This is a genomic window from Rathayibacter sp. PhB179 (assembly GCF_004345345.1).
GTDB lineage: Bacteria > Actinomycetota > Actinomycetes > Actinomycetales > Microbacteriaceae > Rathayibacter > Rathayibacter festucae.
Window position 1 is genome coordinate 648,398 of record NZ_SLVD01000002.1, and the last position, 13,088, is coordinate 661,485.

Consider the following 13,088-nt stretch of genomic DNA (forward strand, 5'->3'; position numbering starts at 1 on the left):
ACAGGAGGACTTGCGGGGGTTTTGTGTAGGTATGTTACCGGCAGTGGTCGCGCGGGCCATCCGATGAGGATCCGAGGCGCGCAGAACGCGGCAGCAAACCCGCACGACACTACCAGGCCCGCCGCGGTTCCGCAGAACCGCGGCGGGGGTGGGACGAGTGCTACTCGCCCTTGTTCTTCTGGACGATCTCCTCGGCCACGGCCTTGGGGACCTCGGCGTAGGTCTCGAACGTCATCGAGTAGACCGCGCGGCCCGAGGTCTTCGAGCGCAGGTCGCCGATGTAGCCGAACATCTCGGACAGCGGGACGTTGGCCTTGATGACCTTGACGCCCGCGGCGTCCTCCATGGACTGGATCATCCCGCGACGCGAGTTGAGGTCGCCGATGACGTCGCCCATGTACTCCTCGGGCGTGCGGACCTCGACGGCCATCAGCGGCTCGAGGAGGACCGGCTGCGCCTTGCGCGAGGCCTCCTTGAACGCGATGGAGCCGGCGATCTTGAACGCCATCTCCGAGGAGTCGACGTCGTGCGCCGCGCCGTCGGTCAGGGTCGCCTTGATGCCCACCATGGGGTAGCCGGCGAGGACGCCGACCAGCATGGCGTCGCGGATGCCCGCGTCGACCGAGGGGATGTACTCGCGGGGGACGCGACCACCGGTGACGCCGTTGACGAACTCGTAGGTCTTGTCGGCCTCGACCTCCATCGGCTCGATGGAGATCTGGACCTTCGCGAACTGGCCCGAGCCACCCGTCTGCTTCTTGTGGGTGTAGTCGTACTTCTCGACCGTGCGGCGGATCGTCTCGCGGTAGGCCACCTGCGGCTTGCCGACGTTGGCCTCGACGTTGAACTCGCGCTTCATGCGGTCCACCAGGATGTCGAGGTGCAGCTCGCCCATTCCCTTGATGACCGTCTGACCGGTCTCCTGGTTCTGCTCGGTGCGGAAGGTGGGGTCCTCCTCCGCGAGCTTCTGGATCGCGGTGCCGAGCTTCTCCTGGTCGGCCTTCGTCTTGGGCTCGATGGCGACCTCGATGACGGGCTCCGGGAAGGTCATCGACTCGAGCACGACCTGCGCGGTCGGGTCGCTCAGGGTGTCACCGGTGGTGGTGTCCTTGAGGCCGATGACGGCGTAGATGTGGCCGGCGGTGACCGAGTCGACCGGGTTCTCCTTGTTGGAGTGCATCTGGAAGATCTTGCCGATGCGCTCCTTCTTGCCCTTGGTCGAGTTGATGACCTGGGCGCCGGAGTCGAGCTTGCCCGAGTAGACGCGGACGTAGGTGAGGCGACCGAAGAACGGATGCACCGCGACCTTGAACGCGAGCGCCGAGAAGGGCTCGGTCGAGTCCGCGTGGCGCATGATGACCTTCTCCTCGTCACGGACGTCGTGCGCCTCGATGGCGGGGACGTCGAGCGGGGAGGGGAGGTAGTCGACGACCGCGTCGAGCATCGGCTGCACGCCGCGGTTCTTGAACGCGGAGCCGCAGAGCACGGGGTAGATGTCCGAGTTGACGGTCAGCTTGCGGATGGCGCCCTTGATCTCGGCGACCGTGAGCTCCTCACCGCCGAAGTACTTCTCGAGCAGCTCGTCGGAGGTCTCCGCGACGGTCTCGAGCAGCTTCTCGCGGTACTCGGCGGCCTTGTCGGCCAGGTCCGCGGGGATCTCCTCGATCTCGTACTTCGCGCCCAGCGCGACGTCACCCTTCGAGTCGCCGCGCCACGTGAGCGCGCGCATCTCGACGAGGTCGACGACGCCCTCGAAGCTGGACTCCGCGCCGATGGGCAGCTGGATGACCAGCGGCTTGGCGCCGAGGCGGTTGATGATCGTGTCGACGGTGAAGTAGAAGTCGGCGCCGAGCTTGTCCATCTTGTTGACGAAGCAGATGCGCGGGACGTCGTACTTGTCGGCCTGACGCCAGACGGTCTCGGACTGGGGCTCGACGCCCTCCTTGCCGTCGAAGACGGCGACGGCGCCGTCGAGGACGCGCAGCGAGCGCTCGACCTCGACCGTGAAGTCGACGTGACCGGGGGTGTCGATGATGTTGATCTGGTTCTTGTTCCAGAAGCACGTCGTCGCGGCGGACGTGATCGTGATGCCGCGCTCCTGCTCCTGCGCCATCCAGTCCATCGTGGCGGCGCCGTCGTGGACCTCACCGATCTTGTGCGTGATACCCGTGTAGAACAGGATGCGCTCGGTGGTGGTGGTCTTGCCGGCATCGATGTGGGCCATGATGCCGATGTTGCGGACCTTGTTCAGGTCGGTGAGCACATCTTGTGCCACGGAGTTCCTCCGATAGGTGATGGAGCCAGCGCAACGGGTTCATGGCCGATCGGCTGGGATCGTGATGGTGGCGGTCGCCCGTCCACGCCGGATCCGAGGATCCGCCGCCGGGTCCGGGACCGCGGCGCGCGCACTGAGGCGCGCGCCGCGGGACCGGGGGTCGCGCTCGCCAGAGGCGGGCGCGGGGTGCGCTACCAGCGGTAGTGCGCGAAGGCCTTGTTCGACTCGGCCATCTTGTGGGTGTCCTCGCGACGCTTGACAGCGGCGCCCAGACCGTTCGACGCGTCGAGGATCTCGTTCATGAGACGCTCGGTCATCGTCTTCTCGCGACGGGCCTTCGCGTAGCTGGTGAGCCAGCGGAGGGCGAGGGTGTTGGCGCGGTGCGGCTTGACCTCGACGGGGACCTGGTAGGTCGAGCCGCCGACGCGGCGGCTGCGGACCTCGAGGGTCGGACGGACGTTGTCGAGCGCCTTCTTGAGCGTGACGACGGCGTCCTGGCCGTTCTTGGTCGAGACTCCCTCGAGCGCGCCGTAGACGATGCGCTCGGCGAGGCCCTTCTTGCCGTCCAGGAGGATCTTGTTCACGAGCTGGCTGACGACCGGGGCGCCGTAGACGGGGTCTGCGACGACGGGGCGCTTAGGAGCGGGTCCCTTACGAGGCATTACTTCTTCTCCATCTTCGCGCCGTACCGGCTGCGAGCCTGCTTGCGGTTCTTGACGGCCTGGGTGTCCAGGGCGCCGCGAACGATCTTGTAGCGGACACCGGGGAGGTCCTTCACACGACCGCCGCGGACGAGCACCATCGAGTGCTCCTGGAGGTTGTGGCCCTCACCGGGGATGTAGGCCGTGACCTCGGTGCCGTTGGAGAGCTTCACGCGGGCCACCTTGCGGAGGGCCGAGTTCGGCTTCTTGGGCGTGGTCGTGTAGACGCGCGTGCAGACGCCGCGCTGCTGGGGGTTGGCCTTCAGGGCGGGCGCCTTGGTCTTGGTGACCTTCGGCGTGCGTCCCTTTCGGACCAACTGCTGAATCGTTGGCACTGATTTGCTCCTTGAATGCTGCACGGTGACAGCGGATCGATGGTCGACATTCGGCCTGCCCGCTACCGGGACGGCCGAGTTCATCTGGACCCGACTCCCTCTCGGCACCGACGAGCGGAACCGGGGAAGGGGAGGGGTATGCCGTGGGGGCCGCCCGATCGGACGAACCCGCGGGTCCTCGCGGACCCGGTGGAGCGAAGCGCGGCACTGTGCCGGCCCGGAGGCACGACACGAGCGCACGACAAAGCGCACACCCGAAGAATATTACGGGGAGTGACGGGGGCGGTCAACTGGACGGCGTTCGCCCTGGGCGAGAACGCCGCCCGGGAGCCTCACTCGCGCTCGTCGCCCTCCCAGCCCCAGTGCGGGGTCCCGCCGCCGGCGTCGCGGCGGGCGAGCATCGCGAGGAAGAGGATCTGCACCGCTCCGGCCAGCACGCCCGCGGCGATCGCGAACGGCGTCGCGGCGTGGTCGACGACGAAGCGGAGGATGGCGCCCGGCTCCCCCAGGCCCAGGCCGTAGATCGCGCCGCCGACCAGGAGGAAGAGCGCGTAGACGACGACCGCCGTCAGCAGCGAGGGGCCGACGAGACGGCTGACGCCGGGCCGGGCGGCGAGTGTGATCATCGAGACGAGGACGGCGAGGACGCAGACCGCCACCACGACCGGGCCGAGGATCGGGCCGGCGTCGCGCTCGGGGACGACGTCCTGGTCCAGCAGCAGGCTGAGCACGCCGAACGCGCAGACCACGAGGGCGAGGTAGAGGAAGGACGCGAACGCCGCGAGGGCGATGCCGTAGCCGAGCCCGGCGCCGCGGCCCTGCTCCCCCGGGCCGGCGGGCGTCACGACTGCGCGGCGGCGTCGCGCTCGGCGTTGCGGCGCTTCACTCCCCGCGCGCGGCCGGCGATGAGGCTCCCGCCCCAGACGCTGACCTCCCGGGCGAGCACGGCGGCCGCGGCGACGGCGAGGAGGGTCGCGGGGTCGCGGAGGAAGTCGACGACGGCGGTACGGTCCTGCGGCACGGCGAAGCCGCCGACCGCGGACCAGGCGCCGACGAGGGCCGCCGCGCCGGCGAGCAGGGCGACGAAGAAGCCGCCGAGGACGTAGGCCCACCAGCCCGCGCGATTGACGGCGAGGACGATCAGGGCGAGGCCGACGAAGAAGGCGGCCACCGGGAGGAGGAAGACGGCCGTGGGGCCCTGCGCGAGCGCGATCGCCACGGGGTCGCCCTCGACGGCGTCGATCAGCACGCGGATCGCGGTGAGGGCGACGAGGTACAGGGCGGCGAAGACCGCGGTGGTGAGCAGGGCGATGGCCAGGCCGGCGAGGCGGTTGCCCTTCCGGCGGGCGGGCTCCGGCTCCGGCTCGACGGAGCCGAGCGGGGACGGCGACGCGGGCTGCGCCTCCTGCACGGCGGTGGCGCCGGTCGCGGGACGTCGGCCGCCCGGCTCCGGCTCGGGCCAGACGTACTCCCGGGTCGGCTCGGCCCCGTCGCCCGTCGTCGGCATCCGCGTGGTCTCGGCTTCGCTGTTCCCCGTCACTCCGACAGCTTAGGCACGGGTCCGCGCGGGACGAGCGACCGCCGCGCCCACCCCGGGACGGGGGACGCCGCTGCGCTACTCGAGCGGGTGCAGCAGGCGGTGCAGGAACTGCCGGGTGCGCGGCTCCTGCGGCTCGCGGAGGATCTGCGCAGGGGCGCCGCGCTCGACGACCACCCCGTCCGCCATGAAGACGACCTCGGAGGCGACCTGCCGGGCGAACTCCAGCTCGTGCGTGACGACGAGCATCGTCCAGCCCTCGCCCGCCAGCTCGCGCATCAGCGAGAGGACGTCGCCGACCAGCTCGGGATCGAGCGCCGACGTCGGCTCGTCGAAGAGCAGCAGGTCGGGCTGGAGCGCGAGGGCCCGGACGATGCCGACCCGCTGCTGCTGGCCGCCGGAGAGCTCGAAGGGGTAGGCGCCGCCGCGGCCGCCGAGACCGACGCGCTCGAGCAGCGCCTCCGCCTCCGGGACCACCTCGGACGCCGGGCGGCGCTGCACGCGGAGCGGGCCCTCCGTGACGTTCTGCAGGACGGTGAGGTGCGGGAAGAGATTGAAGTGCTGGAAGACCATCGCCGAGCGGTCGCGCAGCGCGGTGAGGGCGCGCTTGCCGACCGGCCCGCCGAAGTCGAGCACCGAGCCGTCCGCGAGCTCGAGCAGGCCGCCGTCGGGGACCTCGAGGCTGTTCAACGAGCGCAGCACCGTCGTCTTGCCCGAGCCGGACGGGCCGATCAGCGCGATGACCTGACCGCGGCGGATCTCGAGGTCGATGCCGCGGAGGACCTCGACGCCGCTGAAGGACTTGCGCAGCCCCGTGGCGCGGAGGACGGGGCGGTCGCCGTCCGCGGGGCGGCCTGCGGTGCCGGAGGAGGCGTCAACGGGCGACATAGCGGTCCAATCGCTTCTCGAGGAGGCTCTGGCCGCTGGAGAGGACGAGGCAGATGAGCCAGTAGATGAGGGCGGCCTCGAGGTAGAGCAGCATGAACTCGCTCGAGGCGGTGGCGATCTTCTGCGCCTGGCGGAAGAGCTCGGTCACCAGGATCAGCGAGGCGAGCGAGGTGTCCTTGACCAGCGAGATGAACGTGTTGGAGAGCGGCGGCACCGAGACGCGCGCGGCCTGCGGCAGGATGATCCGCCTCAGGGCGAGACCGCGGCCCATGCCGATGGTGTGCGCCGCCTCCCACTGCCCCTTGGGCACGCTGAGGATCGCGGCGCGGATGACCTCGGCCGCGTAGCCGCCGACGTTCAGGGCGAAGGCGATGATCGCGCTCGGCCAGGGGTCGATCTTGACGCCCAGGCTGGGCAGGCCGTAGAAGATCACGAAGAGCTGCACCAGGAGCGGGGTGCCGCGGATCACGGAGATGTACGCCCGGGCGATCCAGGCCAGGACCTTCACCCGCGAGAGGCGCATCAGCGCGACGGCCAGCGCGAGGGCCAGGCCGAGCACGAAGCTCGACAGCGCCAGCGGGATCGTGCCGACGATGCCGCCCGACAGGATCGGCCAGAACGACCTGAAGAACAGTTCCATCTTGTCTTCTCCCGCCGGAGGCGGGAGAAGACCGCGGTCGGCTTGTCGAGGTGGATGCGTGGGGCAGAGCGGGTCGCGTCCGCTTCCGAGAAATGCTGGCACGCATTTCTCGGGGCCGCTCGGCCTTGCGAAGCGGGGGTGTCGGCCGACCCATGCTGGTCGAGCAGCCCCGGAGGGGCGTATCGAGACCCACCGTGGCCGAGACGGTGGTCTGCGGACTCGCGTGACGGCGACGGTGGATCTCGATACGCCCGCTGCGCGGGCTACTCGATCAGCATGTCGCAGCCGACCGTCGGAAGCGGCGACCAGCGCCGCAGGCGTCCTTCTTGCTGGTCGAGCAGCCCCGGAGGGGCGTATCGAGACCCACCGCCTGAGGCCTGGCTACTGGGAGACGTCGGCGCCGAAGTAGCGCTCGGAGATGGAGGCGAGGGTGCCGTCGGCCCGCAGCTCGTCGAGGGCGCCGTCGACCGCGGCGACGAGGTCGTCCGAGCCCTTCGGGAAGGTGAAGGCGCTGGAGGAGCTGTCGTCGGTCGTCACGGCGACCTTGAGGCCAGCGGCCTGGTCGGGGTAGGTCGTCGACCAGTCCAGCCAGGTGAGACGGTCGTTGAGGGTCGCGTCCACACGGCCCTGCTCGACGAGGGCGACGGCCTGGGCCCAGCCCTCGACGCCCTCGACGGTCGCGCCGCTGTCCTGCGCGAGCGTGTACCAGTTGCTCGAGAGCGACTGCGCGGTGGTCTTGCCGGAGAGCGAGTCCAGCGAGGTGATCTCGGTGTCGTCGGCCGGCACGACGACCACGCCGGGGCTCACCGAGTACGGCTCGGAGAAGTCGTACTTCGCGCTGCGCTCGTCGTTGATCGAGACCTGGTTGGCGATCACGTCGAAGCGGCCGCCGTCCAGTCCCGCGAACATCGCGTCCCACTGCGTCTCCTCGAACTCCGGCTCGACGCCGAGCTTCTCGGCGACCGCGGTGATCACCTCGACGTCGTAGCCGGTGAGGTCGCCCGTGCCGCCGTCCGCGTGGAAGGAGAACGGGGAGTAGGTGCCCTCGGTGCCGATGGTCAGCTTCCCGGACTCCTCGACCTCGGCGAGCGTCAGCCCGGAGGCGGTCGAGGCGGTGCTGTCGTCGCTGGAGCCGGAGACCACGTCGTCGGTGGAGGCGGGGGCGCAGCCGGCGAGGACGAGGGCGGCGGCGGCCGCGGTCGTGCCGAGCAGGATGCGCAGCGAGGTGCGGGCGGGGAGGAGCGTCACAGTGTCTTTCCTTCGGTGCATCGCGGTGTCTCACGACCGGATCGCGGCCGGAGCCGCGCACGGTTCGGTGGGGTGGGGAGGAGCGGACGGCGATCGATCGCACGCGTCCGCACCCTCCACCCAACCAGCGGGAGGGGGACCGCTATTCCCGGATGTCGCCGTGTGACGCCGGACGGGCACCGAGCCCCGCGAGGAACGACTCCGCGCCGGCGACCTCGTCCGCCGTCAGGCCGGCGGCCGCCTCGGGCACGATCAGGTGGAAGGGGGTCTCCTGCTCGCGGGCCCAGTCGAAGGCGTCGCCGCGGAGGTTGTCGTCGATCCAGACGACGGCGTCGATCGCGAACCTGTCCTCTGCCTGCTCGAGCCAGACGGCGACGGGCTGGAGCTTGCCGGTCTGCCCGGGGAAGCGCGGGTCGCGCGGGAGGCCACCGCCGAAGACGATCGCCTCGGTGCCGGCCGGCAGACCGAGATCGTCCGCGAGCACCGAGGTGAGCTTCGGCGGCCAGGTGGTGGCCCAGACGATCGTGCCGACGGCGGCGAGGCGGCGCACCAGGTCCTCGCGCTCGGGCTCGAGCATCAGCCGGTGGCCGCCCGCCGCGCGGTCGCTCGAGACGGACGGGTTCAGGACGCCGTCGACGTCGAGCAGGATGAGGGCGACCATGGCTGCAACCGTAGCCGCGGCCGCGGTCCGGCGCGAGGCGGGAGCTCCCGCTAGCGTGGGCGGGTGCCCCCCTCCGCCCGTCTCCCCGGTGGAGCACTGGTCTCGCTCGAGCCCGACCCGATCCGCGAGGGCTCGCTGGTGCTGGAGATCGACGGCTCGGAGCAGTCCCTGATCGATCTCCGCGCGCCCGAGCAGCTCGGCCTCGAGTACCTGGCCCGGCTCGGCTCCGCGGTCGACGCGCTCGGGCCGGCGGGAGCGCCCGTGACGGTCCTCCACCTCGGTGCGGGCGCGCTGGCGCTCGCGCGCTACGTCGCCGCCACCCGCCCTGGCTCCGAGCAGACGGTCGTCGAGCGCGCCGCCGGGCTGGTCGAGTTCGTGCTGGCGCACGCACCGCTCCCCACCGGGACGAGGCTGCGCAGCGTCACCGCGGACGCCGCCGGACCCCTCGCCGTGCCGCGGGCCGACCTCGTCGTGCTGGACGTCTACGACGGCGACGAGATCCCGGAGCCCTTCTACCGCACCGAGGTGCTCGGCGGTCTCGCCGGGCTGGTCGAGGGCGTCGGCCTGCTCGCGGTCAACGTCGCCGACGACGCCGATCACCGGCGCCTGCGGCGGCTCCGGCGGGAGGTGCAGCGCGTGCTGCCGGTGGTCGCCGCCGTCGGTCCGCTCAGCTACGCCGAGGGGCGCGGGAGCGGCAACGCGATCCTGCTCGCCTCACGAGGCGACCTCGCCACGCACGCCGCCGCCCGTCTCCTGCAGGCCGGGCCGCACCCGGTCGCGGCCGTTGCGGATCGCGACGTCATGCCCGTCGAGGTGGCGGTAGAAGTCGACCCGTGACTCCAGCGCGATGCCGGCGTCGAGGTACTTCGCCTTGATCCGCTTGATGTAGGTGCGCACGGTGTGCTCGGCGATCCGCATGTCGAGGGCGACGTCCTTGACCGCCGTGCCGGACCCGTAGGAGCGCATGACGCGGCTCTCCTGCCGGCTGAGCACGGGCCGGCGGTGCTCGCCGGCGGCGAGGAAGCGGTGCCGGGCCGCCTCCGAGATCCAGGAGCGGCCGGACGCGACCGACACCAGGGCCGCGACGAGCTCGCCCGGCTCGTCGCCCTTCCAGACGAAGGCGGTGCGCTCGAGGCGGAGCACGGCGCGGACGGCCTCGAGCGAGTCCGACGCGGACAGCACCACCAGGCCGCGATGCCGCGCGCTGACCTCCGCGAGCGTGCTGGTCAGCACCTCGGGCGCGACCCGGTCGAGGTCCAGGACCGCGATCGTGTCCGCCTCGGCGGCGTCCGGGTCCGCGGCACTCAGGTGCGGGAGGACGTCGACGAGGAGCGCCGCGAGAGCCGCGCGCTCGATGGACAGACCGCTCACCACGGTCACAGCGAACTTCTCGAATTCCGCCACGGAAACCCCTTGCGAGGACGGTCGGGTCCGTCCTGGATCGAACCGTAGCGAAAGGAGGACCGGCCGAGCCACGCACGGGACATTCCGTCCCGACGACCATCAGCGCATCTCCGCCGACCGCGGATCCCCCTCCTTGCTCGCACTCCGCCCAGGAGGGCTAGTCTCCGTGACGATGAACGACTCCGACGAGACCGCCCTCCGCTCGACCCGGATCCCCGCCGACCAGGTGCGGACCCGGATGCTCCGCGCCGCCCGCGAGGTCATCTCGGCCCACGGGCTCACGGTCGGCTTCGCCCACCTGCCGATGGAGGAGTACATCCGCCTGGCCGCCGTGCCGCGCAGCTCGGTCTACCGGATCTGGAGCACGCGGGAGGAGTTCGTCGCCGACCTCATCGGCGAGATCTTCGTCGCGGACCGCTTCGCCGACGGCGCGGATCCCGACGCCCAGCGGGCGATGACCGAGGTCTACGAGCGCTCCTCCGCCCACCTCGGCACCGCGGCGGGCCGCCGTCAGGTGGCCTGGGAGATGATCCGCATCGGTGCGAACTCCAGCGTGGAGACCCTTCGCGCCTCCGTCGACTGGTCCTCCTACAACGCCCTGCTGGCGTGCACCTTCTCGATGGAGGAGGGGCCCGCGCGCGAGGCGGTGCGCGCCACCGCCCGCCGGCTCGAGACGATGCTCAGCCAGCGGCTGCGCGACTACTACCAGGACGTCCTGGACCAGTTCAGCGCCTCACTCCGGCCCGGCTTCACCACGCTCCAGCTCGCGCACCTCACCGCGATCGTCACGGACGGGCTGGTGCACCGCGGGCGGCTGCTCGACGACGAGCTCGACGCCGTCGTCACGGCGCCCGGCCTGGACGGCGAGCCCGTCGAGTGGAGCCTCACCGCCTGGACGATCCGCTCGATCGTCGACGGGATGCTCGAGCCGGTCGCCGAGGACGAGCCTCCCGCCGACCGCTAGAGCGCGGCGTCCTCCGCCGGTGCGGACCCGGTGGGCGCGGACGGCACGGGCTCGCAGAAGCCGTCGATCAGCATCAGCGTGCCCGCCACCACGAGCGAGGGCGAGTCCGGCCGGCCCGGATCGATCGGTCCGGTCACCAGCTCGGGCGCGGCGATCCGGGCGACGCAGAGTCCCTCGACGAACGACGAGATCGCGGAGGCGAGCACGGCGTACTCCTCCTCCCGGCCCGAGCGCAGGCGCAGGCCCGCCTCGGCGAGGGTGTGCCGGTAGTACTTCGCCATGTTCTCGATGAAGTGCACCTGGCGCGAGTGCAGGGCCTCGTGGATCGCGACGCGGGCCGACTCCGAGTGCGAGTCGACCGCGCCGATCAGGGCGACGAAGTTACGCCAGTGCTGGGAGGCGAACACGTTGTCGTAGTTCGCCTCGATCGCGACGGTGAGCGAGGCGACGAGGATCTCGCGCATCTGCTCGGGGGTCGGCTGCTCGGCGAGGCGGCGATGCAGGTACGCGTCCCCCGCGGTGAGCGAGGTGGGGTCGAGCCGGGCCGTGAGGATCCGCTCGGGGATCGCGGCGACCAGCTCGTCGTAGAACGCCTGGCGGGTGGGCCAGATCCGGTAGACCGTGCTGCGCGGCACGCCGGCGGAGCGGATGACGTCCTCGAGCGGCAGGTGCGAGACGCCGACGCGCAGGCCCTCCGCGCGGACGAGCGCGAGGGCGGCGTCGAGCAGCCGGGTCCGGACCTGCTCACGGCTGAGACGGGCCGGTCGCGGCGGGACCTCGGGCGGGGTGTCGGTGCCCATCGTGCCTCCGGAGGCGGGTGAGCGGGGCGGCTTCGGCGTCCCCGGTGCACCCGAGCGTAGACGATCGCCGACAGTCGTCGCGCACATCGGCTACTCGGGAGGTCACAGAGGCAGCCGGACGCGCGGGACGGGCGCGGCTCGCGCTCGGCGTGCGAGCCGCGCGAGCCGCGCTGCCTGTCCCCCAGGCGGCCGCCCCTTCGGCCGATCTCGACCGTAGGCGCTCGATCAGGGCGGCGTCAAAACTCCGGACATCATGTCCCGCCGGTCAGGGGCGGAAGGGGCGGCGAGGCTCGTCCGACAACGGCAGGAGGTGCTGCCCGGCGCGCACGGCGCCGAGGCGCGGAATGCCGAGCTCGTCCGCCACCGCACCGGCGACCTCCGCCTCGGCGTGGCCGGCGAGCTCGACGTTGCGCATCAGCTTGGCGTGGTGGCAGGGGCTGGCGTCGATGGCGACCACCATCGCGGAGAAGCGCAGCGCGTCGCCCAGCCGCGCCATCGGGTTCAGCTCCGCGAGCACCGACGGGACGTCCGGCATCGACAGCAGCGTGTAGTAGCAGGTCGACACGACGTAGTCGTCGACGCCCGCCTCGGCCGACGGCGGCGCGACGATGATGTCGCCGAGCGACACCGAGCCCGTCCGCGAGCCCAGGACCGAGGCGATGGTCACGCGGATGTCGCCGGCGAGCGAGACCACGCGCACGCTCTCCGGCCACGGCGGCAGGGCCGCGAGCTGCGTGGAGCCGGTGCGCAGGGCGATCCCCGCCTGCGAGGACAGCGCGTCGATCATGGGCATGCCCGTGCACTCCCCCGCGTTGCCCGCGTCCTGCGAGGCCGCCGCGCCGCAGGAGGCGAGCAGCGCCGAGAGGCCGAGGCGCGACTGCGGCTCGAGTCCGCCGACCACCGCGGGGCTGACCGTGCCGGTGGAGTCGATGATCTGGCCGAGGCGGAGGGCGAGGTCCGAGCCCGTGTTGGGCGTGCCGAAGGTGACGACCTCGCGCACCATCGACTCCACCGGCACGCCGTCGACGCTCTGGCTGAGGGCCTGGCGCGCGGCGAGGCCGCCCATCGAGTGGGCGACGACGACGGCCCGGTGGCCGGTCGCGGCGGTGAGGCAGGCGATCGAGGAGGCCAGGGCGTCGGCGATGCCGGGATCGGTCACCCAGCGGGCCGCGAGATCGCGGTAGTCGAAGGTGTAGACGACGGCGCCCTCGGTGTCCTGGAACGCGCCGATGAGCGAGCGCTGGGAGGTGGTGACCGGCTGGTCGACGCCGTTGGTGGCGATCAGGTCGACCAGGTGCGAGAAGGCGCCCGTGCGCGACGCGTCGTGCGTCGCGGTGCCGAGCCAGCCGTGCAGCACCAGGATCGGCACCAGCGAGGCCGCCGCCGTGGACTCGACCTCGTCGCCCGGGAGGACCGGGGCGAGCTCGGCGATGCCGCAGGTCGCCGGCGGAGGGGCGGCTGCGGCGGCCGCGGCGACCGCGGTGCCCGACGGTACGACGACGGCACCGACCACCACGAGAAGGGCGGCCAGCAGGGCGATCAGGACTCTCATCCGCACGTTTCCTCACCGCCGCGACCCCTGCTGAGCGGGTTCAGGGGATCGACCGGACGAACGTCCCAGAAGTCAATCATCCG

Annotated in this window: 13 protein-coding genes; 1 reads left to right on the plus strand and 12 read right to left on the minus strand. The window is 71.6% G+C overall.

Annotated elements, in window-relative coordinates; genetic code table 11:
- Window positions 1-160 precede the first annotated feature (160 nt).
- The 10 genes from fusA to EDF43_RS06925 all read right to left on the minus strand — a co-directional run bounded on the left by fusA (window position 161) and on the right by EDF43_RS06925 (window position 9,689).
- Window positions 161-2,275 carry an elongation factor G gene (fusA, locus tag EDF43_RS06880; protein WP_123445036.1) on the minus strand — a complete coding sequence of 705 codons (2,115 nt, stop codon included), beginning with the start codon at window positions 2,273-2,275 and terminating at the stop codon, window positions 161-163.
- A gap of 191 nt (window positions 2,276-2,466) precedes the next feature.
- The gene (gene rpsG, locus EDF43_RS06885) at window positions 2,467-2,937 is read right to left on the minus strand and encodes a 30S ribosomal protein S7 (protein ID WP_056037355.1); all 471 of its coding nucleotides are present in this window, start codon (window positions 2,935-2,937) and stop codon (window positions 2,467-2,469) included.
- The gene (gene rpsL / locus EDF43_RS06890; RefSeq protein WP_011186743.1) at window positions 2,937-3,311 is read right to left on the minus strand and encodes a 30S ribosomal protein S12; all 375 of its coding nucleotides are present in this window, start codon (window positions 3,309-3,311) and stop codon (window positions 2,937-2,939) included. Before rpsL ends, rpsG begins: the two co-directional genes overlap by 1 nt.
- 332 nt (window positions 3,312-3,643) lie before the next feature.
- Window positions 3,644-4,156 (minus strand): DUF6121 family protein, encoded by a 513-nt coding sequence (locus EDF43_RS06895; RefSeq protein WP_123735025.1) that lies wholly within the window; start codon window positions 4,154-4,156, stop codon window positions 3,644-3,646.
- Window positions 4,153-4,851, minus strand: coding sequence for a hypothetical protein (locus tag EDF43_RS06900; protein WP_132436040.1), 699 nt, complete (start codon window positions 4,849-4,851; stop codon window positions 4,153-4,155). The genes EDF43_RS06895 and EDF43_RS06900 overlap by 4 nt, the downstream gene beginning before the upstream one ends.
- A 75-nt stretch (window positions 4,852-4,926) precedes the next feature.
- Complete coding sequence (locus EDF43_RS06905) at window positions 4,927-5,736, minus strand: amino acid ABC transporter ATP-binding protein (RefSeq protein ID WP_132436041.1); 810 nt, start codon at window positions 5,734-5,736, stop codon at window positions 4,927-4,929.
- Entirely contained in the window at window positions 5,723-6,376 is a 654-nt protein-coding gene (locus EDF43_RS06910) for an amino acid ABC transporter permease (protein WP_123445032.1), read from the minus strand. The genes EDF43_RS06905 and EDF43_RS06910 overlap by 14 nt, the downstream gene beginning before the upstream one ends.
- 381 nt (window positions 6,377-6,757) lie before the next feature.
- The gene (locus EDF43_RS06915) at window positions 6,758-7,519 is read right to left on the minus strand and encodes an amino acid ABC transporter substrate-binding protein (RefSeq protein ID WP_243582595.1); all 762 of its coding nucleotides are present in this window, start codon (window positions 7,517-7,519) and stop codon (window positions 6,758-6,760) included.
- A gap of 247 nt (window positions 7,520-7,766) precedes the next feature.
- Window positions 7,767-8,285 (minus strand): HAD domain-containing protein, encoded by a 519-nt coding sequence (locus EDF43_RS06920; RefSeq protein WP_132436042.1) that lies wholly within the window; start codon window positions 8,283-8,285, stop codon window positions 7,767-7,769.
- Window positions 8,286-8,999: 714 nt separating this feature from the next.
- Complete coding sequence (locus EDF43_RS06925) at window positions 9,000-9,689, minus strand: LuxR C-terminal-related transcriptional regulator (protein WP_132436043.1); 690 nt, start codon at window positions 9,687-9,689, stop codon at window positions 9,000-9,002.
- Between the two features lie 172 nt (window positions 9,690-9,861).
- On the opposite strand from EDF43_RS06925, the gene EDF43_RS06930 reads away from it, so the two are divergent.
- The gene (locus tag EDF43_RS06930) at window positions 9,862-10,653 is read left to right on the plus strand and encodes a hypothetical protein (protein ID WP_127885906.1); all 792 of its coding nucleotides are present in this window, start codon (window positions 9,862-9,864) and stop codon (window positions 10,651-10,653) included.
- On the opposite strand, the gene EDF43_RS06935 is transcribed toward EDF43_RS06930, so the two are convergent.
- A complete protein-coding gene (locus EDF43_RS06935) occupies window positions 10,650-11,453 on the minus strand; it encodes a TetR/AcrR family transcriptional regulator (protein WP_132436044.1) in 804 nt (267 codons plus the stop codon). The genes EDF43_RS06930 and EDF43_RS06935 overlap by 4 nt on opposite strands.
- Before the next feature lie 265 nt (window positions 11,454-11,718).
- Complete coding sequence (locus tag EDF43_RS06940) at window positions 11,719-13,005, minus strand: hypothetical protein (RefSeq protein ID WP_132436045.1); 1,287 nt, start codon at window positions 13,003-13,005, stop codon at window positions 11,719-11,721.
- Window positions 13,006-13,088 lie beyond the last annotated feature (83 nt).

Bases quoted from the DNA above. Each gene is read 5' to 3' on its own strand.
- rpsG (WP_056037355.1), bottom strand. From the start codon at position 2,937: ATGCCTCGTAAGGGACCCGCTCCTAAGCGCCCCGTCGTCGCAGACCCC.
- EDF43_RS06910 (WP_123445032.1), bottom strand. From the start codon at position 6,376: ATGGAACTGTTCTTCAGGTCGTTCTGGCCGATCCTGTCGGGCGGCATC.
- EDF43_RS06935 (WP_132436044.1), bottom strand. From the start codon at position 11,453: ATGGGCACCGACACCCCGCCCGAGGTCCCGCCGCGACCGGCCCGTCTC.
- EDF43_RS06920 (WP_132436042.1), bottom strand. From the start codon at position 8,285: ATGGTCGCCCTCATCCTGCTCGACGTCGACGGCGTCCTGAACCCGTCC.
- EDF43_RS06905 (WP_132436041.1), bottom strand. From the start codon at position 5,736: ATGTCGCCCGTTGACGCCTCCTCCGGCACCGCAGGCCGCCCCGCGGAC.
- EDF43_RS06930 (WP_127885906.1), top strand. From the start codon at position 9,862: ATGAACGACTCCGACGAGACCGCCCTCCGCTCGACCCGGATCCCCGCC.
- EDF43_RS06940 (WP_132436045.1), bottom strand. From the start codon at position 13,005: ATGAGAGTCCTGATCGCCCTGCTGGCCGCCCTTCTCGTGGTGGTCGGT.